At 58.5% G+C, this 20,813-nt stretch carries 20 protein-coding genes; 15 read left to right on the forward strand and 5 right to left on the reverse strand.

Annotated features, from left to right (window positions below; all coding sequences use genetic code 11):
• The first annotated feature begins 22 nt into the window (after positions 1-22).
• The 4 genes from DT594_RS05090 to arfB are packed head-to-tail and all read left to right on the forward strand — an operon-like array spanning position 23 to position 3,749.
• Positions 23-1,411 (forward strand): aldehyde dehydrogenase family protein, encoded by a 1,389-nt coding sequence (locus DT594_RS05090; RefSeq protein ID WP_149331643.1) that lies wholly within the window; start codon positions 23-25, stop codon positions 1,409-1,411.
• Positions 1,412-1,420: 9 nt separating this feature from the next.
• Positions 1,421-2,584: an iron-containing alcohol dehydrogenase gene (locus tag DT594_RS05095; RefSeq protein ID WP_149331644.1), complete on the forward strand. Its 1,164-nt coding sequence runs from the start codon at positions 1,421-1,423 to the stop codon at positions 2,582-2,584.
• Positions 2,585-2,612: 28 nt separating this feature from the next.
• The gene (locus DT594_RS05100) at positions 2,613-3,326 is read left to right on the forward strand and encodes a glutamine amidotransferase-related protein (RefSeq protein ID WP_149331645.1); all 714 of its coding nucleotides are present in this window, start codon (positions 2,613-2,615) and stop codon (positions 3,324-3,326) included.
• 9 nt (positions 3,327-3,335) lie between these two features.
• The gene (gene arfB, locus DT594_RS05105; RefSeq protein WP_096347724.1) at positions 3,336-3,749 is read left to right on the forward strand and encodes an alternative ribosome rescue aminoacyl-tRNA hydrolase ArfB; all 414 of its coding nucleotides are present in this window, start codon (positions 3,336-3,338) and stop codon (positions 3,747-3,749) included.
• A 544-nt stretch (positions 3,750-4,293) separates the two neighbouring features.
• On the opposite strand, the gene DT594_RS05110 is transcribed toward arfB, so the two are convergent.
• Positions 4,294-5,151, reverse strand: coding sequence for a PA4780 family RIO1-like protein kinase (locus tag DT594_RS05110; protein WP_149331646.1), 858 nt, complete (start codon positions 5,149-5,151; stop codon positions 4,294-4,296).
• A gap of 109 nt (positions 5,152-5,260) precedes the next feature.
• Positions 5,261-6,301, reverse strand: a complete 1,041-nt coding sequence (locus tag DT594_RS05115; protein WP_149331647.1) for a M14 family zinc carboxypeptidase — start codon at positions 6,299-6,301, stop codon at positions 5,261-5,263.
• Between the two features lie 200 nt (positions 6,302-6,501).
• On the opposite strand from DT594_RS05115, the gene DT594_RS05120 reads away from it, so the two are divergent.
• From DT594_RS05120 to DT594_RS05130, 3 genes are read left to right on the forward strand one after another with little or no spacing between them, the layout of a single operon-like run.
• Positions 6,502-8,178, forward strand: a complete 1,677-nt coding sequence (locus DT594_RS05120) for a carbon starvation CstA family protein (protein WP_149331648.1) — start codon at positions 6,502-6,504, stop codon at positions 8,176-8,178.
• A 3-nt stretch (positions 8,179-8,181) separates the two neighbouring features.
• Complete coding sequence (locus tag DT594_RS05125) at positions 8,182-8,466, forward strand: cory-CC-star protein (protein ID WP_096347720.1); 285 nt, start codon at positions 8,182-8,184, stop codon at positions 8,464-8,466.
• A gap of 15 nt (positions 8,467-8,481) precedes the next feature.
• Positions 8,482-9,489: an ArsA family ATPase gene (locus DT594_RS05130; protein ID WP_096347719.1), complete on the forward strand. Its 1,008-nt coding sequence runs from the start codon at positions 8,482-8,484 to the stop codon at positions 9,487-9,489.
• On the opposite strand, the gene DT594_RS05135 is transcribed toward DT594_RS05130, so the two are convergent.
• Positions 9,486-10,124 (reverse strand): TetR/AcrR family transcriptional regulator, encoded by a 639-nt coding sequence (locus DT594_RS05135; protein WP_149331649.1) that lies wholly within the window; start codon positions 10,122-10,124, stop codon positions 9,486-9,488. The two genes, DT594_RS05130 and DT594_RS05135, sit on opposite strands and share 4 nt — an antisense overlap.
• Before the next feature lie 161 nt (positions 10,125-10,285).
• On the opposite strand from DT594_RS05135, the gene DT594_RS05140 reads away from it, so the two are divergent.
• The 3 genes from DT594_RS05140 to DT594_RS05150 are packed head-to-tail and all read left to right on the forward strand — an operon-like array spanning position 10,286 to position 15,639.
• Entirely contained in the window at positions 10,286-11,344 is a 1,059-nt protein-coding gene (locus DT594_RS05140; RefSeq protein ID WP_149331650.1) for an efflux RND transporter periplasmic adaptor subunit, read from the forward strand.
• On the forward strand, positions 11,341-14,400 hold the full coding sequence (locus DT594_RS05145; protein ID WP_149331651.1) for an efflux RND transporter permease subunit: 3,060 nt from the start codon (positions 11,341-11,343) through the stop codon (positions 14,398-14,400). The genes DT594_RS05140 and DT594_RS05145 overlap by 4 nt, the downstream gene beginning before the upstream one ends.
• A gap of 54 nt (positions 14,401-14,454) precedes the next feature.
• Complete coding sequence (locus tag DT594_RS05150; RefSeq protein ID WP_149331652.1) at positions 14,455-15,639, forward strand: GGDEF domain-containing protein; 1,185 nt, start codon at positions 14,455-14,457, stop codon at positions 15,637-15,639.
• Position 15,640: 1 nt separating this feature from the next.
• Here DT594_RS05150 and DT594_RS05155 read toward each other — a convergent pair whose 3' ends face one another.
• Both DT594_RS05155 and DT594_RS05160 read right to left on the reverse strand, forming a co-directional pair.
• Positions 15,641-16,870, reverse strand: coding sequence for an ABC transporter substrate-binding protein (locus DT594_RS05155; protein ID WP_149331958.1), 1,230 nt, complete (start codon positions 16,868-16,870; stop codon positions 15,641-15,643).
• A gap of 168 nt (positions 16,871-17,038) precedes the next feature.
• On the reverse strand, positions 17,039-17,473 hold the full coding sequence (locus DT594_RS05160) for a hypothetical protein (protein ID WP_149331653.1): 435 nt from the start codon (positions 17,471-17,473) through the stop codon (positions 17,039-17,041).
• A 91-nt stretch (positions 17,474-17,564) separates the two neighbouring features.
• On the opposite strand from DT594_RS05160, the gene DT594_RS05165 reads away from it, so the two are divergent.
• The 5 genes from DT594_RS05165 (at position 17,565) to DT594_RS05185 (ending at position 20,812) form a co-directional block, all read left to right on the forward strand.
• Positions 17,565-18,089: a thioesterase family protein gene (locus tag DT594_RS05165; protein WP_149331654.1), complete on the forward strand. Its 525-nt coding sequence runs from the start codon at positions 17,565-17,567 to the stop codon at positions 18,087-18,089.
• Positions 18,090-18,197: 108 nt separating this feature from the next.
• A complete protein-coding gene (locus DT594_RS05170; protein ID WP_149331655.1) occupies positions 18,198-18,869 on the forward strand; it encodes a glutathione S-transferase in 672 nt (223 codons plus the stop codon).
• Positions 18,870-19,023: 154 nt separating this feature from the next.
• Positions 19,024-19,572, forward strand: coding sequence for a hypothetical protein (locus DT594_RS05175; RefSeq protein WP_149331656.1), 549 nt, complete (start codon positions 19,024-19,026; stop codon positions 19,570-19,572).
• 1 nt (position 19,573) lies between these two features.
• Positions 19,574-19,918 carry a winged helix-turn-helix domain-containing protein gene (locus tag DT594_RS05180; protein WP_149331657.1) on the forward strand — a complete coding sequence of 115 codons (345 nt, stop codon included), beginning with the start codon at positions 19,574-19,576 and terminating at the stop codon, positions 19,916-19,918.
• Positions 19,919-19,936: 18 nt separating this feature from the next.
• On the forward strand, positions 19,937-20,812 hold the full coding sequence (locus tag DT594_RS05185; RefSeq protein WP_149331658.1) for a MotA/TolQ/ExbB proton channel family protein: 876 nt from the start codon (positions 19,937-19,939) through the stop codon (positions 20,810-20,812).
• Position 20,813 lies beyond the last annotated feature (1 nt).

Consider the following 20,813-nt stretch of genomic DNA (forward strand, 5'->3'; position numbering starts at 1 on the left):
ACAGCCTGTCCGGGAGCATCAAATGAGCAAAACCCTGCAAACCATCTCTCCAATCGACGGCTCGGTCTACGTAGAGCGACCTCTGGCGACCGAAGAGCAGATCAATGAAGCCCTGGATCTTGCCATTAAGGCGCAGCGCCGCTGGAAAACCACGCCATTGCGTGAGCGACTGGAGGTAGTCCGCCAGGCCATAGCCGCTTTCAGCACCAGAGAATCGGTGCTTGCAGAGGAGCTGTGCTGGATGATGGGCCGGCCAATTCGGTATGCGGCGGGCGAGATCAAAGGCTATGTGGAGCGCGCCATCTATATGGCCGACATCGCCGAAACGGCCCTGGCGGATATCGAATTGCCAGAGAAGGCCGGGTTCAAACGCTTTATTCGCCGTGAGCCACTCGGCGTGTCGCTGATCATTGCGCCGTGGAATTTTCCTTACCTGACCGCCGTCAACGCGGTGGTGCCAGCGATTTTGGCGGGTAATGCGGTGCTGCTCAAGCATTCGGCACAAACGCCGCTGTGCGCCGAGCGGATGGTCGCGTCCTTTGCCGAAGCAGGCCTGCTTGAAGGGGTTTTTCAATACCTGCATATGAGTCACGCGGACACGGAGGCACTGATATCACGGTCGGGCATTGCTCACGTGGCTTTCACCGGCTCAGTGGCCGGCGGTGAGATGGTGGAAAAGGCGGCGGCGGGGCGCTTTATCGCCAGCGGTCTGGAACTGGGCGGCAAAGACCCGGCCTATGTGCGCGCTGACGCGGATCTGGCCCACGCGGTGGAAACACTGGTAGATGGCGCCTTTTTCAATTCAGGGCAGTCCTGTTGTGGTATCGAGCGCATCTACGTGCACGAGGATCTGCACGATGAGTTTGTCGAGCTGGTGGTCGCGTTAGTGCGCCAGTACAAGCTGGGCCGCTCGGACGATCCGGAAACCACCCTGGGGCCAGTGGTGCGCCCTGAAGCGGCGGCGTTCATTCGTGCGCAAATCGCCGAAGCGGTTGCCCAGGGCGCTGAAGCGCATATTGATGCCGACGACTTTCCGCTAAGCCGATCCGGTAGTGCCTACCTGGCCCCGCAGGTGCTGACTGGGGTCAATCATGGCATGCGGGTCATGACCGAGGAATCCTTTGGCCCGGTGGTGGGTATACAGAAGGTCAGCAGCGACGCAGAAGCGGTGGCCTTCATGAACGATAGCGAATACGGCCTGACTGCCGCGATTTTCAGCCAGGACGTAGATGCGTCTCTGGCGATAGCGGACCGGCTGCAGACGGGTACGGTTTTCCTTAATCGTTGCGACTATCTGGACCCAGCGCTGGCCTGGACCGGGGTGAAAAACTCTGGCCGGGGCTGTACCTTGTCCAGTGTCGGCTATGAATATGTCACCCGACCAAAATCCTTTCACTTCAAGATTCTGTAGGAGCTGAGCATGCAGGCGTATCGCATGAACTGGAATTATCCGACGTCGGTACGGGTTGGGGCAGGGCGAATCGCTGAGCTGGCCGATGCCTGCAAGCAGTTGGGCATGCAGGCGCCGTTGTTGGTGACCGACCCCGGTCTGGCTGCATTGCCTATGATCGACAGCGCACTGAAACAATGCCGCGATGCCGGTTTGAACGCCGATGTGTTTTCCTCTATCAAAGGCAACCCGACCGGGCAGAACGTGATGGACGGCGTTGTCGTGTACCGCGTGGGTCATCACGATGGTGTTATCGCCTTTGGTGGTGGCTCGGCTTTGGACGCGGCCAAGGCGATAGCCTTGATGGCCGGACAGGATCGACCGCTGTGGGATTTCGAAGATATTGGCGATAACCATCTGCGCGTCAATGTTGCGGGAATGGCGCCGGTGGTGGCTGTCCCGACTACAGCGGGTACGGGCTCTGAAGTGGGTCGTGCTTCGGTGATTACCGATGACGAAGCGCATATCAAACGCATCATCTTTCATGCACGCATGTTGCCGGCGCTGGTGATCCTTGATCCGGAACTGACTGTGGGTCTGCCGCCGCGTATTACTGCGGCGACCGGTATGGACGCCTTGTCGCATAATCTCGAAGCTTACTGCTCGCCGGTATTTCACCCAATGGCCGAAGGCATCGCGCTGGAGGGCATGCGCCTGGTCAAGGAGTATCTACCCAGAGCCACCGCCCAGGGCGACGACCTGGAGGCGCGGCTGAAAATGCTCGTGGCATCGAGCATGGGTGCGACCGCCTTCCAGCGAGGACTGGGTGGCATGCATGCGCTCGCGCATCCGCTAGGCGCGCTCTACGACGCGCATCACGGCACCTTGAATGCGATTCTGATGCCCTACGTGTTACAGGCCAATCGCAGCAGCATAGAACCACAGATGGAGCGTCTTGGACGCTACCTGGATCTGCCGCGACATGATTTTACCGGGGTGCTGGACTGGGTACTGGAGCTGCGCAGCGAGCTGGACATTGCGCATAATCTGGCCGAGATTGGTATCGATGACTTGCAGGTCGAGCGAGTGGGTCAGATGGCGGTAGAAGATGCCACCTCGGGCACCAACCCGATTCAGTTTGATGCCGGCCAGTACAGTGCTATTTTTACCCGAGCGTTGCACGGGCAACTCTAGACTCACTGTTTGAATGAAAGGGCGGGTTATGAAAATCGGGCTGCTGCAATGTGATGATGTAATGGAAAGCCTGCAGGTCGCGCATGGCAATTACCCTGAGATGTTCAACGAACTGCTGTTGGCGCGTCACCCCGACGCTCAGATTCGTGTTTATCGCTGCATGGACGGCGAGTTACCGCAGGACCTTAACGAATGCGATGCGTATATCACCAGCGGCAGTAAATTCGGCGTCAATGATGGTTTGCCGTGGATTGATGCGTTGCAGGAGTGTATTGCGCGCATGTGGGAGCAAGGCACACCGCTGGTGGGCGTCTGTTTCGGCCATCAACTGATGGCCAAGGCATTGGGCGGCGAAGTGATCAAATCGCCCAAGGGCTGGGGCGTGGGTATGTCGTTCAACCAGGTGCTGGTGCGCAAAAGCTGGATGAAACCCTGGCAGGACAAGCTCGACCTGGTCGTTAGCCATCAGGATCAGGTCAGCCTGCTACCGCCGCAAGCCGAGATTCTCGCCAGTAGTGAGTTCTGCCCCTATTACCTGGTGCAGTACGGCCAGCATTTTATGAGCGTGCAAGGGCATCCGGAGTTCTGCAAATCCTATTCCCGGGATTTGATGGACGCGCGTCGCGGTGTGATTGCCCATGCCCGCTTGCGTGAGGGGCAGGCCTCGTTGTCGGCGGAAGTAGACGCGCCGGTGATGAGCAGCTGGATTATCAACTTTATGCAGGAAGCGCTCGCGGGTTAAACTGCGGGCATGATCAAGCTATCCAACAATGTCGAGCTGGGTGACTGGGAGGTGGAGATATCCGCCATCCGCTCCCAGGGTGCGGGCGGGCAGAACGTCAACAAGGTCTCCAGCGCCATCCATCTCAGGTTCGATATCAATACCTCAAGCCTGCCGCCGTTCTATAAGGAGCGGCTGTTGGCGCTGTCTGATCAGCGCATCAGCAAGGACGGCGTGATCATCATCAAGGCGCAGTCCTACCGCAACCAGGAACAGAACCGCGAAGATGCCATCCGGCGCCTGCAGGAATTGATCAACGGCGCCGTAGTAGTACAAAAACGCCGCCGCCCAACCAAACCCACCAAAGGCTCACAAACCCGGCGCATGGACAGCAAGACCAAACGAGGTCAGGCCAAGTCTTTGCGGGGTAGGGTGGATATCTGAGCTACCTTTGTTGCCTGCCAATCAGCTCGAATGGATTCCCGCTTTCGCGGGAATGACGGGTGAGGTTGGGCATCCAGGTGGTCCTGGAATCGCCCTTAGGCGCGTAGTATCGATAAGCCCCAATTATTGATTGGCCGATGCACCACGCCTACCCACCGTCATCCTCGCGAACGCGGGGATCCATTTGGCATTCTCCTTCTGCTAGTCAGTGTGTGTGCGCAAATCCGCTTGGATTCCCGCCTGCGCGGGAATGACGGCGTGGGTTTGGGATGTCGAAGTTAGGCTGGGAGGCGGTGTACTCCCACCCGGAAAGGGGGCGTGGGTTCAGGAGTGGGGAGCGTGCGGAGAGCGCGTAAAGTTGACGCCACCCCACCGTCATCCCCGCGAAGGCGGGGATCCAAGCGGTGGTCTGCTTCGCCTGGGTGGTGAGTGTGTACTGCAAATCCGCTTGGATTCCCGCCTTCGCGGGAGTGACGGGTTGGCTGGGGCTATCGAGGCGATCGTGGAATAGGGCTTAGGCGCGATCAAAGCCGAAGCTTTGAAATCAGTCCTCTTCCTCAGCCTCTCGCAGGCGTTCCTGGCGGGCCTGCTCCTCAGCCATGACCGCTTTGATCTCTTCCACCACCGAATCTACATCGGCCGCAACGTCGCTCTCTTCAAAGTAGCCGGTTAGCTCGGTCTCAGGCGTCAGTTCGCCGTCTTCATACAACGCCCACATTTCCTTTGCGTAACGCGTTTGCAACAGCTCGGGAGCGTATTGGCCGTAGTAGTCGGTCATGTTGTTGACGTCACGGTCCAGCATCGAGCGGGCATTGTTATTGGCCGCGGCGTCAACCGCCTGGGGCAGGTCGATGATGACCGGGCCGTAGGCGTCGACCAACACGTTGAATTCAGACAGATCGCCATGCACGAGACCGGCGCAGAGCATCAGCTTGACGTAATGCATCACGGTCGCATGGTCTTCGATAGCCTGCTCGGCATCCATGGACACATCATTCAAACGTGGGGCTACGCCGCCTTCGTCGTCGGTGACCAGTTCCATCAGCAGCACGCCCTCAAAACACCCATAAGGTTTAGGCACGCGAACGCCAGCGGCATCCAGCCGGTAGAGTGCATCTACTTCCGCGTTTTGCCAGGCTTCTTCCTGCTGATTGCGACCAAATTTCGAGCCCTTTTCCATCGCCCGCGAGCGACGAGTGTTTCTGACCTTGCGGCCTTCCTGGTAGAGCACGGCCTGTTTGAAGCTGCGCTTGGCTGCTTCCTTATAGACCTTGGCGCAGCGGATCTCCGAACCGCAGCGCACCAGAAAGACAGCCGCTTCCTTGCCGCTCATCAGCGGGCGGATGACTTCATCGATCAGGCCATCTTCGACCAGGGGTTCCAAGCGTTTTGGGATTTTCATAGCGCCCTTATACCGCAAAACGGGGTGCGTTGGGTAATCTGCTGCGGGGTTTTTATGATGAAAAACAGAACCTCAGCGGCTGTGCCAACAGCGACTCATCGGGAGGTTATCATTTCGCAAACCATTCCTCGATAGCCGCCTGAGTCAAAGCCGGGCGCTGCGCTGGTTTGGGCGTCCAGTTTCGCCAAGCCTGGGTGGCATTCATCAGAAACTCGAACAGCGGCAGGTGCTGACGCAGCACCCGACGCTTGCGATGGTCGATTATCGGATTGAAATAGCCGAAATAATCGAACATCTGCCGCGGGTTTTTTCTGACCCAGAGCCAGGAACCCATTTCCAGGGTGAACGGCAGGAAAATATTCTCCGGATAATCGTCCACTGACTCGTCATAGAGGTAGTCCCACAGATCTCCATGGGTGGTGTAATTGATCGATTGGGGTTCGATAATATAAGGATGGTGATTGGGGTAGGCGTTTTGATAAAGCCGCTTCAGCGCCAGTACCTCGGCGATGTTGTGCATCGGCTTGTGTGTGCGGGCATAGCTGCACCATAAGCGATCCTGCCGACCGAACCCGCTGTGGCAATCCACGCTGAGGGAAAAAGGCGCATTGAGCAGACGTTTGCGTACCGTGTCCACCAGCGCGGCTGCCTCCGCTTCCATCGGATCATCACGCTTGCCGCGGTACCAGGGCAGGCGAGGGCTTATACGATGGCCACTGACCAGCCAGGGCACCGGGCCCATGGCGTCGACCGGCGCGTTGCGCATCAGGTCCACGCCGTTGAGATTGCTGCGCCGATGCTGCCAGATGCCGCCCGGATTGATCATTGGCATAAATACCAGACGCACGCGTTCAAGCTGGTGGCGTAGTTGCTCGTCCCAGTCCAGGCGATGAATCAGGCTGTGCATCCAGGACAACAGCACTTGAGTACCGATGCGCTCGACGCCATGTACGCCGCCGAAAAAGCCGATCACTGGCGCCTGCTCCGACCGAGTCCCGAGCTCTATTACCCGCACGGGGATCTCGATGTTGTCTATGGCCACAGTGTGCACGGTCTGACAACGCAGGTGCCGGGAGCCCTGTTCCAGCAAGCGGTCCAACTGTACATGTTCGGGCAGGTGACGCTGAATCAATTGCTGGGTTTCTGGCATGCCAAGGCTTCGCAAGTGGATCTATGACAGAACGGTGACATGAGCATATTGCAGTTGGATGACAGGCGAGGCAGGGCGGGCCAATCCAGGGGCGTCAAATGAAAAGCGGGTCAACAATAAGACCTTGGTCTATATTGATCCCAGGCGGCTCGCGCTAGATGCTGACCCATTAAACAAAAATAGAACATCAGGAGCCTTACATGAGTGCCGTAATCTTGCTCTTCGTAGGTCTTGGCATGATGGCGTTGGGGTATTTTGTCTACTCCAAATTCATTGCCGAAAAGATCTTCAAGCTTGACCCGGACTTCCGTACACCCGCCCACGAATTTGAAGATGGTGTGGACTTTGTACCCACCAACAAATTTGTTCTCTGGGGCCACCATTTTACCTCCGTCGCGGGCGCTGCGCCCATCGTTGGGCCGGCTATTGCGGTGATCTGGGGCTGGGCTCCGGCGTTTGCCTGGGTAGTGCTGGGCACCATGTTCTTTGCCGGTATCCATGACGCCGGCGCCATCTGGGCCAGCGTGCGCAACCGTGCCAAGTCGGTCGGCTCGCTGACCGGTGATGTTGTCGGCAAGCGTGCCCGTAGCATCTTCATGATCGTTATCTTCCTGGTGCTGTTGATGGTCAACGCTGTGTTTGCGGTGGTGATCGCACGCCTGATGATGACCTTCCCGACCGCGGTAGTGCCGGTCTGGGGCGCGATCTTCGTCGCACTGATCATTGGTCAACTGATCTATCGTCGCATCATGACCTTGCCGGTGGTGTCGATTCTGGGCGTGATCGCGCTGTATGCGCTGATCTTCATGGGTCCGTCGATGCCGATTCAGATGCCAGCAGAAGTCATGCCTGGTGTTTCGGGCAATGCAGCCTGGATTCTGTTGTTGTTCCTCTATGCGGCGATCGCCTCGGTATTGCCGGTATGGATGCTGTTGCAACCCCGTGACTACATCAACGGCCTGCAGCTCTTTATCGGTTTGCTGATCCTGTACGGTGCCATCGTGGTGCTGAATCCGACAATGATCGCGCCGATGTTCAACGTCGATGTGCCGGCAGGTACACCATCCCTTGTGCCCTTGCTGTTCGTTACCATCGCCTGCGGTGCCATTTCCGGCTTCCACGGTCTGGTTGCGTCCGGTACCACCTCCAAGCAGTTGAACCGTGAAACCGATATTCGCTTTGTCGGCTTCTTCGGCGCAATCGGTGAGGGTGGCTTGGCCCTGGCAGCCATTCTGGTAGCTACCGCCGGTTTTGCCAGTCTGGCGGACTGGCAGGCCATGTACAGCGCGTTCGGTCAGGGCGGCGTAACTGCCTTCGTTGAAGGTGGCGCGTATATAATCCATAACGGTCTGGGGCTGCCCCAGGTAACCGCAGCGACCCTGTTGACGGTCATGGCTGCGTTGTTCGCCGGCACCACCATGGATACCGGCCTGCGTCTGCAGCGCTACATATTCCAGGAGTGGGGCGAGATCTATAATCAGGAGTGGATGAAAAAGCCGCTGCCGGCCACCCTGCTTGCGGTCGGTAGTTGCCTGCTGCTGGCGTTTGGCGCCGGTGGCGCTGATGGCTCGGGCGGCATGATCATCTGGCCACTGTTTGGTACTACCAACCAGTTGCTCGCGGGCCTGACGCTGTTGGTGATCACTGTGATGCTGGTGCATTTGCGCCGGCCCATGTGGTACACCCTGGCGCCACTGTGCTTCCTGTTGGTGATGACGGTAACCGCGTTGATTTTCCAACTGCGCACCTTCTACGAGCAGCAGAACTGGTTCCTCCTGGGGCTGGACCTGGTAGTGCTGGTAGCCGCTATATCGGTAGCCATGGAGTGCGCCGCTGCGCTCAAGCGGCACCGCGCGCAGGTGGCTGCGGAGGACTAAAGCATGACGCAGGGTAACCCCCCGTCAGGAAAAGGAGCCTGGCTCAGCCAGGCTCGCTTCTTTCTGGAAGAGGCGTACAGCGCCCGCTACCGCGGCGCCATCGCCCGCGCGCGGCGTGACGAGGATGACCTGTTCATGCTGTTGGTTTTCGCTGAAATGATGGGGCTGCCGAATCCGGCCGCCTATTACACTCTCGAGCTCCAGCCGTTGTTGCTGGAGCGCTTCCACCAATGGCACCTGCGCATGGGCATGGAGCGTTCGCCGCTCGACCATTGCCGCTGCTGCTGAATCTCAAGGCCAATCATGTTTGATCTGTTGCAACGCCGCCTGATCTGGGTAGGCGGAAAAGGTGGCGTGGGCAAAACCACGGTTTCAGCGGCGCTGGCGGTGTTGGCTGCCAGCCGTGGGCAACGCTGCCTGGTGGTGTCGACCGATCCGGCGCACAGTCTGGGTGATGTGTTTGCCCGTGAGCTGGACGATACCCCAAGGCGCCTGTTACCTAACCTGGATGCGATGGAGATTGATCCGGACATCGAGGTAGAGGCCCATCTGAAGCGAGTCACCGAGCAGATGCGCCGGTTCGCAGCGCCGGAGATGATGAAGGAGCTGCAGCGGCAGATGCAGTTGACGCGGCAGTCTCCGGGCACTCAGGAGGCGGCGTTGCTGGAGCGTATCGCGCGGCTGATCAACGACCCTGACAGCCCCTATGATCAGATCATCTTCGATACCGCACCCACCGGGCATACGCTGCGGCTATTGACCTTGCCGGAAGCCATGGCCGCCTGGACCGATGGACTGCTGACGCACAACCGCAAGTCCGAAGAACTGGCCAAGGTGCTCAAGCACCTGACCCCGAAGAGCGGCCGCGACGTCGCTACGCCCTTTGACGACCCGGCCGAGAATACCTTGAGCGATCTGGATGAGCGCACCAAGGATATTGCCCAGACCCTGCTTAAACGTCGGCGGCTGTTCATGCAGGCGCGCCGGCATCTTGAGGACCCCAAGGTCAGTGGCTTTCTGTTCGTTTTGACGCCGGAACGGTTACCGATTCTGGAAACCGTACGCGCGGTCGCGACGCTCAAATCAGTCGGCATACCGGTGGTTGCGACCCTGGTAAACCGGGTTATACCGGAGGAGGCCGATGGTGAGTTCTTGCGCCGGCGGCGAGAGCAGGAGGCTAGCTGGCTGGAGCGTATCGATCAGGAACTGGGGCATTTGCCCCGCCCGCGCTTACCCTGGCTGGAGACCGACGTGCAAGGCGTTGAAACGCTGGAGCTGATCGCTGGCAAGTTGGCTGAGGCGGGTTTTTAACCCGACCAGTTGAGACCGCGCAGCAGCAAATCCACTGCCGATTCCACTCGATAACGCTTTTCAGCGGCGTCGGGCAGTGGCCGGCCATTCATCCACAAACCGCTCACCAGGCTACCTTTCCACATACCAATCAGTTGTTCGGCAGTGAGTAGCGGATCTTTCAGTTCTATACGGCCGCGTTCATGCGCGGCACTCAGGCAGTTCGCTGCACGAATGACAAAGGCCTGCGGGCCATCGCGATAGATCCACTGCCCGTGCTCGGCCTGCCGCGCGCCATGCGCGATCACGGTGCGCATGATGCGCACACCCTGTTCGCTGGTGAGAAAGTCCAGCAGTTGTGTGCCCAGAATGATCAACTGCTCGCGCAGGCCACCGGCACATTCCTCTATTTCCGGCAAATTACCCAGCATGTTTCTATGCAGGCGCGTCAAGACCGCTTGCAGCAGGGCTTCGGCATTGTCGAAGTGGCGGTAAATAGTGCCTTTGGATACGTCAGCCCGCCGGGCAACCCCTTCGATGGTGAAGTGCATATCGCCCTCGGCGAAGCTGTCGAGCACTGCATCCAGAATGCGATCGAGCTTATCGGGGTCAACGGGTCTGCCGGGGCCGGCAGCGGCCAGCGGTCTTTCGTCCATCTTGGTTACCTGTGTTGGCTAGCTACGTGCGGCATCTGATTGATCTGTGTGTATTCACCACGCAGATATTTTGCCCGCTGAGTATTTACTGAACGGACGCGTTCTGTAAATATGCGGGCACGAGATATTCGAATACACACTTTGATAAAGGTTAACAGGCCATGCGGGTTTTATCCCTTGCGACCCTGGCGTTATTTATCCTGGCTGGCTGCGGAGCTGAGCCTGAGAACGCAAAATCAGCCCAGAGTTCGGCGCTGAAGGTGCGAACGGCCGTTATTCAATCGGCAGAGCAACATACCTGGACGCTCAGCGGCACGGTACAGCCACGCAACGAAGCCGAATTGGGGTTCCGCCTGGCCGGCCAGATAAACGAACGTCTGGTGCATACCGGCGAGCACGTAGAGGCGGGGGACGTACTGTTGCGCCTGGACCCGGCAGACATCCGTCAGCAGCTTTCCGCCGCTCAGGCGGACGTGGAATCCGCGCGAGTGAAGGCCAACAACGCCGAAGCCAATCGCAAGCGCCTGGATACGCTGCGCGCCCGCGACCTGATTCCCGAGCAGACCTATGAAGATGCCCGCGCCGCAGCCAGTGCCGCCAGCGAGAGTGTCAAGGCTGCCCAGGCCCAGCTTGCCCAGGCGCGCAGCGCGAGTGGCTATGTGGAACTCAAGGCCCCCGCCAGCGGCATACTACTGACCGTCAGCGGCGAAGTAGGGCAGGTGGTGTCCGCGGGTACGCCGGTGGCCACGCTGGCTTATGACGGCCCACGCGATGTTGAAGTCTACATACCCGAGCGCCGTCGGGATGAGTTGCCGCAGACCGCACGGGTGCAGTTGTACGCCGAAGATGTTCAGGCTGACGCCAGCTTGCGCGAGATATCCGGCTCTGCAGACCCGTTGACGCGCAGCTGGCGGGCCCGCTTCGCGATTGAGGACGACCCCGAAGCCTGGTCGCTGGGCAGCAGCGTGACCCTTGAGTTGGTCCAGGAGCTGAATGGACAAGCGTTGCAACGGATTCCGGTCGGCGCGTTGATCGATCTGGGGCAAGGCATGGGGGTATGGGTGGTGGACAACGGCCAGGTGCAGTTCCACCCGGTGAAACTGGTGCGCATGGACACCGAGCAAGCGTACATCCACAGTGAGATGCCTGCCGGGACCCATATTATTGCGCTCGGCGCCCACCTTCTGGAGGCCGGGCAAGCGGTTGAGGTCCTGCCATGAGCCACGACCCATTGCGCTTCAATCTCTCGGCGCATGCGGTCAGGGAGAAATCGGTCACCCTGTTTTTCCTGTTGATTGTGGCGCTGGCGGGGATTTACTCATTCTTTGCGCTGGGCCGGGCCGAGGATCCGCAGTTCTCCGTACGCGCCATGGTGGTATCGGTCAACTGGCCTGGCGCCAGTGCCGAACAGATGCAGCAACAGGTCGCTGACCCGTTGGAAAAGCGCATCATGGAGGTGGCTTATTTCGACAAGATAGAAACCACCGCCCGTCCGGGCCTGGTGACCATGCAGGTGACCTTCGAGGATTTCACGCCTTCCGGGGAGTTGCCGCAGCTGTTCTACGAAGTGCGCAAACGTATGCAGGACGAAGCGCCGCGACTGCCGCCGGGCGTTCAGGGCCCGTTCGTCAATGATGACTTTTCCGATGTGTATTTTTCCCTGTACTCGCTGACCGCGCCGGGTATGCCGCAGCGCCAACTGGTGCGCGAAGCCGAAGCCCTGCGCAATAGTTTCAACCGCGTTGAGGGCGTGCAAAAGGTCAGAATCATCGGTGAGCAGTCAGAGCGGGTATTCGTCGATCTGGACGCCTATCGCATGGCGCAGTTGGGCTTGTCGCTGGAACAGATCGCCGATGCGCTGGAAGCCTACAACCGGCTGTTGCCCGCCGGCCTGATCGAAACCCAGGGTAGCCGTTTGTACTGGCGCATCGATGCCGATCTCGCTGATCTGGATGCCATCCGTGACGTGCCCTTGCGCGTCGACGATCGCTTGATCCGCTTGGGCGATGTAGCCGAAGTGGTGCGCGGTTACGAGGATCCGCCAAGCTATATGGTTCGAGCCTTCGGTGAGGATGCGCTGCTGCTCGGTGTGGTCCTGCGCAAGGGTGAGAATGGCCTGGATGTGGGTGAACATCTGTCTGACACCTATCATCAACTGGCCGACTCGATGCCGCTGGGGATGGAGCTGCGCCAGGTCACCAACCAGCGCGAAGCCATCACCCGCGCCGTTGAGCTGTTCCAGATCAAGTTTCTGATCGCGGTGTTGGTGGTCATGCTGGTGAGCTTTGTCAGTCTTGGGCTGCGGCCTGGACTGATCGTCGGCATCGCAGTGCCGCTGACGCTGGGCATTACCTTTTTGTTGATGCTCATGCGCGGGATGAACCTGGACCGCATCACCCTGGGGGCGCTGATCATTGCGCTGGGCCTGTTGGTAGACGATGCGATCATTGCCATCGAGATGATGCTGGTCAAGATGGAGGAGGGCTGGGACAAGGTCCGGGCTGCCGCGCACGCCTGGACAGTGACGGCGGCGCCGATGCTCTCAGGCACCCTGGTGACGGTGATCGGTTTTGTCCCCATCGGCTTTGCCAAATCCGGCGTCGGGGAATATACCGGCAATATTTTCTGGGTCCTGGCCTTCGCGCTGCTGGCCTCCTGGTTCGTGGCTGTGGTGTTTACGCCCTGGCTCGGTGTGGCGCTGCTGAAAGAAGTGAAATCGCCGCACACCGACCATGCACAGACTTACAATACGCGCGGCTATCAGCGCTTCCGCCGGCTTATCGCAAGCTGCGTGCGCTATCGCAAGAGCGTGGTGCTGGCGACGGTGGGCCTGTTCGCTCTCGCGATCGTTGGCATGGGCGCTGTGGTGCAGAAACAGTTTTTCCCCTCTTCGGACCGGCCTGAAGTGCTGATCGAGGTGTTCATGCCTGAAGGCAGTAGCATCAGCGCGACTGATGACGTGGCTCGCCGCCTGGAAGCGGCCCTCAAGGGGCATGAGGAGGTGGTGTCATTGTCCACCTATGTCGGCGCCGGCGCGCCGCGGTTTTTCCTTTCGCTGAACCCCGAGCAACCCAACCCCGGGTTTGCCAAGCTGGTGGCGATTGCCCGTGACGATGCAGGCCGCGATCAACTGATCCGTATCATGCGCGAAAGGGTAGCTGCTGGCGAGTTCCCAGAAGCGCGCGTGCGGGTGCACCAGCTGGTGTTTGGTCCGCCGGTGGTCTGGCCGGTCAGCTTTCGCGTCATGGGCCCAGATACCGACGTGCTCAGAGGCTTGGCAGACCAGGTGCGGCAGATCATGGCCGAGCACCCGGCGGTGTTCAACGCGAATCTGGACTGGTCGGAGCGGGTGCCTGTCGCACGCCTGAAGCTGGATAACGAACGCCTGCGCTCGATTGGTTTGACACCCCGTGAGCTGTCCCGGCAATTGCAGTTTCAATGGGGCGGCATGCCCGCCACCGTATTGCGCGAAGACGTACGTAGCGTGCAACTGGTCATGCGCGGTGTGCCAGAGGGCATCAAGGACTTTGCTGATTTGCCCCTGCGTACCGCTGACGGTCGCAATATTACACTGCAGCAGGCCGGCCTGATCGAGATGGTCAGCGAGGACCCGGTGCTGAAACGCTACAACCGCGAGCCCTTTATCACCGTTCAGGGCGATGTGCGCGGTGCGCAACCACCGGACGTGACTTGGGCGCTGTGGGAGCAGTTGGACGAGCTGCGGCAGCAGCTGCCGGCAGGCTACCACTTGGAGGTCGGTGGCTCTGTTGAGCAGTCCGCCAAAGGCCAGGCTTCGATCAAAAAGGTGCAGCCCATCATGATTGGCTTGATGATGATCATCATCATGCTGCAGATGCGCAGCTTCTCGGGCACTTTCATGGTGCTGGCGACCGCGCCTTTGGGCGTCATTGGAGCCACGTTGGCGTTGATCATCGGAAATCAGCCGTTCGGCTTTGTTGCTCTGCTTGGATTGACCGGGCTGGCGGGCATCCTGATGCGCAATACGCTGATTCTCACCATGCAGATCGACGATAACCTGGCCAGTGGCATGAATAAGTTCGATGCCTTGGTAGAAGCTACGGTCCAGCGCACGCGCCCGGTATTGTTGACCGCCCTGGCAGCGGCTCTGGCCTTCGTACCACTCGCTCATGACGCCTTCTGGGGGCCCATGGCTTACGTGTTGATCGGCGGTACGTTGGTTGGGACATTGATCACACTTTTGTTTCTTCCAGCGCTCTATGCCTTGTGGTTCAGGGTCAAGCCGGCTGGCCAGTAATTCCGCTTTACTCTATCCTGAGCACATGGAAAATCCGGAGTCGAGTGAAAAGGAATGCTGGACGTAAAAACCCTGATGCTGGTGCTTGCTTTCACCACGGCTCTGTCGGTGGCAGGGTTGGCGGTGGCGGCGGCACTTAATCGTCAGGTCAGAGCGATCCGCTATTGGACGTTGGGTTTGGCTGTGTTTGTCGCCGGCCTGGTATTGCAGGTGGCCAGCCCGCCATTGCCTCTGTGGATCAGCGCAGCCGTTATCACCCAAGCTTATTTTGTGCTCTGGTGGGGTAGCCGTCTCTACCGTGGCGGCAATGAGTTCTGGGGTTTCAGCAAAGTCATGTTGGCCATCCTGTTAGTCCAGGGTCTGGCGTTCTTCCTGCTGCGCGATTCGTTTCGCTACAGCACTATGCTGCACAGCGCCATCGTGGTCGGGCTCAGTATTCTGACGATACGGGAGTTGCGGCTGCTGGCGGGCTTTCAACGTTCGTTATTCTGGCTCTGGACGCTGTTGTGGTCGGTACATGGGTTGATCTACCTGAGGCGCTTTTTCCTGTACTTGCTGGATACCGCCTATACCGGTGCCGGCAGCTTTCAAGCCGCAGCCGAGATCGAGTCGCTGAACTATATGGAGGGGATAGCTTTTGTTTACGGCTTTACCTTGCTGTGCATAGTGCTGACTACCCGCAGCCTTCAGGATGCTTTGCGGCTGCAGGCGGCGATAGATCCGTTAACCGGACTGTTCAACCGTCGCGCTTTCGAAGAGTCGGCGATCAGGATGTTGGTGGCAGGGCAGCGCAACGGGCGACCGGTGTCTTTATTGCTGATGGATCTGGATCACTTTAAAGCCATCAACGACGATCACGGGCACAAGGCCGGTGATGGAGTGTTGGTTAAATTCGCCAAGCACCTGGTAGACCATACCCGGGTGCCGGACCTGATCTGCCGGTTTGGCGGCGAGGAGTTCGTTGTGCTGCTTCCCGATACCAGCCAGGAGCAGGCGAGGACGCTGGCCGAACGCATTCGCGCCGAGTGGGAGAAGGTGGCTATCCAGAGCAGCCGCGGTGATTTCCGGGCGACTGTTTCCATCGGCCTGGCTGAAGCCACCCTGGATGAGCGGGAAAATCTATACGACCTGGCTGACCGCGCTGATCAAGCGCTTTATGCGGCCAAACAGCAGGGCCGCAACCGCATCCTCAGTTGGGAGCGTGGCCTGCGGCTTGCAGCGGTCGAGACGGTACTCTGATTCAGCGCAATTGCTCAGGTTGGTTATGGGCTCGCCGTTCGGCAATCCATTGTTCTTTGCTCATCGCTGCCTGTTCGCCGGGCATCGCCGCCAATAGCTCGAAGTAATCCTGCCGGAGCGGGTCGAGCATCACCTTGGAGCGCGGCTTTATTCTTACCGCGTACACGGTTTGCACGTTCTGGTGATCAAAGGCGCGCCAACTCTGTGCGTCTTTGAGCAATTGGTATTCATGCCCCTCCAGCGCGGTGATCAATCTTTCGGTATCCAGGCTGCCCGTCCGCGCGACCGCATCGGCCCATTGATAGACAATGCTGTACGCCGAGGCGGCTGAGGTAGAGGGGTAGGTCTGGTAAAGCTCCACAAACCGCTCCACGAAAGCCTGCCCGCGCGCATGGTTGTATACGTAGGGCACATTCCAGGTCCAGGCAGATGCGCCCAGTACACCTTCCATCAATGCCGGGCCAGCCTGCTCGACCATACTCAATGTCAGGTTAGGCACGACTATCTGGGTGGTTTTGGTCAAACCCATCTGGTGAGCCATGCGCATACCCTTGACCATCTGATCACCGAACAGCACCAATACCAGGACCTCCGGCTTGGCATCGAGCGCCGCCTGCATGGCCACACGCAGATCTTTCTGCATTGACCCTGGGAAAGGGATCAGTGTGCGGCCATGTTCGCTGAGGTCATCGGTACCGGTGAAGTGGCGCATCGATTGCTCGGTCGTGTGGCCCCAGGTGTAGTCTGCCGTGACGTAGAAGTAGCGGGTATCCGGCATCTGTTCATTCAACTGCTGCCCCAATACCCGCGACGCCATCCAGGCGTTATAGCTCTCGCGAAACATGTAGCGATGAGCGTCTTTGCCGGTGGTGTCGTTGGAGTAGGTGAGGGTGCCGAAATATAGCAGTCCGAGGTCGCGTGCGCGCTTCCCGGCCGCAACCGCTACCGCGCTGGAGGCGCCACCAAACAGCATCTGAGCGCCTTCTGCAGCCAACTCGTTGACGTTGCTTACTGCTCGCGCTGGCTTGGAGGCGGTGTCGCGTTCAAGTATCGCCAAGGGGCGCCGCAGCACACCACCAGCCTGATTGATCTCATCCACCGCCATCAGCGCGCCGCGCACCTGCATCAGACCTTCTTGCTCATACTCGCCCGAGCGTGGCGCGTTGAGTCCCAGCAAAATAGGGTCTGCGGCACCCGCCGTCTGGCTGTTCAACAGAGCGCAAAACAGCATGCCGAACAGACAATATTTCCTTGTGATGTTCACTTGGCCAGTCCTTATTTATTGTTATCGGATTTTTTCGGAATGGCCAAACGTATACATCAAAAATGCGGTAGGAGGGGATTAGCTATTGGTCGATAGTTGCCAATGGTCAGCATGCACTTCATTGGATGGCCGCCATCAGCGCGTGGGCGGTTCAGGCAACAGTTGTGCGAGCTCCGCGGCATTGCGTGGCTGCACCATTCGCCCGATTACCTCAGCATTCTGATCGAGCAGGGTCAGGTCGCCGTCCTGTGTCCCGTGCTGACGGGCGAAGGCTCGTCCGACCGGCTGACCCTGATGAGCGATCCTGAAAAGGATCGCGTCCTGATATTGCGGCTCTACCTGGCGCATCAGCTCCAACACCTCGGCACCATTGAGCAGATTAACGTCACGGGTCAGAACCAGCACCGGGCGCTCGCCGCCGATCACCGACAAATCGGTAGAAATACCCGAGCGCGGCAATTGCTGCCACACCACCAGCGCCATGCCGGCGATCAACAAAACCAGAAATACGACTTTTATCCAGCCGGGAATAGCTCGTTTGGGTTGTTCTGCAGGACCACTCATACGCATTCGCTCTCAACGACAAATACATAGTGTCTCACGGCCCCCGCCATTCGGGGTGCCGGAGAAATGTCTTTGAACATAATGAGAGGTGAATGCTATGAAATTGCGATTCCGTTTGTTGCTGTTAATGCTGACGAGTCTGTTCAGGTCCAAACAGCCCATGTCCCATATCAGCCGGTTAAAGTTAAGAGTGTGGCCGGTGGATGTGGATATAAAAAAGGTCAATATCGAGCGGTTTTTCGCGTTTGGCGATCTTGGCTGGGCGTCGATGCTGATGGATTGGGGCATCTTCCGGCAGATTCTCACCAGCCGTTATGCTCCGTTCGGCAAATGCCTGTCTTTAAGTGTAAAAGGGCCGTTGTGGCTGTTTCAACGCTTCGAGATTCAGACGACGATCATCTGGTGCGATCACTATTGGGTCTATGCTGAGCAGCAGTTTTTGTCCAAGGGCCAAATAGTCGCTATCTCGGTTATCAAGGGCGGCGTACTGCAGGAGGGGCGTCTACTCAAGGTCAATCAGTGGATGCCTCAAGCCGAATTGGTATCAGTGCTGGGCAAGCCGGAGTTGGTAGATCTCTATCAACGTACTGAAAAGGCCATGTGGCGAGCTACGCGCGGCTAATAGCGCCAAACGGCACCGGGCCCGCCACCGGCGGCCTCCCGGTGCCGACTATGGCACTGCTATATGGCATAGTGGCAATCTTCCATCTGCAATGAGGCTGGGAATACCATGATTGTTGTCCACCACCTGAATAATTCACGCTCACAGCGTATCCTCTGGCTGCTTGAGGAGCTGGGGCTGGAATATGAAGTACGGCGCTATGAGCGTGACCCAGAGACGATGCTGGCACCGCCGGAACTCAAGGCGGTACATCCGTTGGGAAAGTCACCGGTAATTACTGATGGTGATCTGACGGTGGCAGAATCTGGCGCGATTATCGAGTACCTGGTCGAGACGTACGGCCAAGGGCATCTTGCACCCGCACGCGGCACACCCGAACGTCTGCGTTACACCTACTGGCTACATTATGCCGAGGGCTCCGCGATGCTGCCGCTTCTGCTCAAGCTGGTGTTCAATCGCGTTGAAACGGCGCCGATGCCGTTTTTTGCCAAACCCTTTGCCAGGGGCATTGCTCGGCAGGTCAAAGGCAAATTTGTTGAACCGCAGATCCTTCAACATCTGAATTACATGAACAATGAACTAGCTGCCACAGGCTGGTTTGCCGGGGCTGAATTCAGCGCTGCCGATGTGCAGATGAGTTTTCCGTTGGAGGCCGCCGCCGCGCGCGGGGGGCTGGATAAACAATGGCCACATTTGATGAGCTTTCTTGAGCGCGTGCATGATCGGCCTGCCTACAAGAGAGCACTGGAGCGCGGTGGCGAGTACGGGATTATTGGCTGAAAAGTATCCGCGGGGTTGGCGGCTCATCTGCCTGACTCGTGCGGCATGTCTGGCCCGCAGAAAAAAACACGCGAGCCTATTGTCTTTATTCACTCTGTTGCATAGAGTACTTTGCTTATAACAAATTGCATTTAATAATAACAAGAGATGACCAATGCCACCCTCCGCTGAAGAAGCCGCTCAGGCTTTGCGCGACATCGCGGCTATCAATGCGCGTGCTGCTGGTTTTCAGGACTACCAGGCAGAATCCAACCAGTTGATTCTGTGGGGCAGCGTGCATGTCATCGGTTTCGTTCTCACCGCTCTTTTCCCGCATTTCTTGTTGTTTATCTGGATTCCCCTGATTGTACTTGGCCTGGCTGGCGGCACCGTGCTTGCGGCCCGGGCTGCGCCTTTGTTGCCTGGCATCGTCTGGCGCTACCTGGTGGTGATCGGCACCATTCTGCTATTCCATATTCTGATCAATATCATCATGTGGCCGGTGGCAGCGCAGCAAGCAACGCTAGTCGGGCCACTGCTGGTCTGCACACTGTATGTTTTCCGCGGCGTTCACCTGCGGCCGCGGTATTTTCTGATCGGGGTACTGGTCGCCACTCTCTGCCTGATCGGCTATGCCTTTTTCGTCGCCTACTTTTGGTGGTGGATGGCTTTTGCCTACGGTGGCAGCTTTGTGCTGTTTGGCCTCTGGTTGAGGCCGCGCTGACATGCAAACCCCCAATGAAATCATCCACCAGCCGGTACGGCTGAAGATCATGGCCGCGCTCAACACGTTGGCGCCAAATCAGTGGCTGGAGTTCGTCGCGCTACGCGCCATAGTCGATACCACAGATGGCAATCTGGGTGCGCACCTCGCCACCCTGGAAGCCGCTCATTACGTCAGCATCAAGAAAGATTTCGCCGGGAAAAAGCCACGTACACGTGTGTGCCTCAGTGCACGGGGGCGTGAAGCTTTCTCCGGCTATGTGGCAACCCTGCATGCCATTCTGGCGATTGATTCGCTGGGCGGCGCTGAGGCCTCACCGACTAACACTCCTAACAACAACCAATAATCAATAATCGGGGTTTATATGGATACGCGAACATTAGGCTTTCATTCGACACGCTGGCAATCGCGGTTGCGCATGCTGATGCTGGTGCTGTTAATCGGGGTGACGGGACTGACCGCCAGCGCGGTGCTTGCCCAGGTTGAAGAGGAGTCAGCCACGCCCATAAATACCCCAACCCAAAACAGCGATTTGAACGCCCCGGAAACCGCTGTAGCGCCAATGCCGGTGCCTGAGCGTTTTGGCGTGCGCGAGATGTTCACGCAGGCGGACGTAGTGGTCAAAGCGGTAATGATCTTCCTGGTCCTGTGTTCGCTTTTAACCTGGGCGGTGCTATTTGAAAAGCTGGTGGTATTTGCCAAAGCGCGGCGTGCCAATCAGCGTTTTCTGGCGGGTTTTCGCAACAACGATCTGACGCTACTGCATGAGCAGGCTGAGCACAGCGCGATGGGCCGAATGTGGCAGGTGGCACAGGCGGAAGTCACGCACTTCGGGCGTAACCGTAGCGCCGATGCAGATCAAATAAATCGACTACTACAACGCATGTCGCTGACTGCCAGTATTGTGCAGGAGCGTGACCTGGCACGCCTGGGCAGCATGATGGGGGTGCTGGCGACCATTGGTGCAACCGCACCTTTCATCGGCCTGTTCGGTACCGTGTGGGGCATTCTCAACAGCTTTGCCAGCATTGCCACGATGAAGTCGGCCAGTCTGGCCATCGTCGCACCGGGCATCGCTGAAGCCTTGTTGGCAACCGCGTTGGGCTTGTTTGCCGCCATCCCGGCGGTGATGATCTTCAACAAGTTCGCGCGAGACATTAACGGCTTCGTCGGTGGGCTGGACAACTTTTCGGCGGAGATGATTGCCGACGTGTCGCGCAAGCTTGATGAGGTGAAATAGC

The organism is Halopseudomonas laoshanensis, assembly GCF_008365385.1.
Lineage (GTDB): Bacteria > Pseudomonadota > Gammaproteobacteria > Pseudomonadales > Pseudomonadaceae > Halopseudomonas > Halopseudomonas laoshanensis.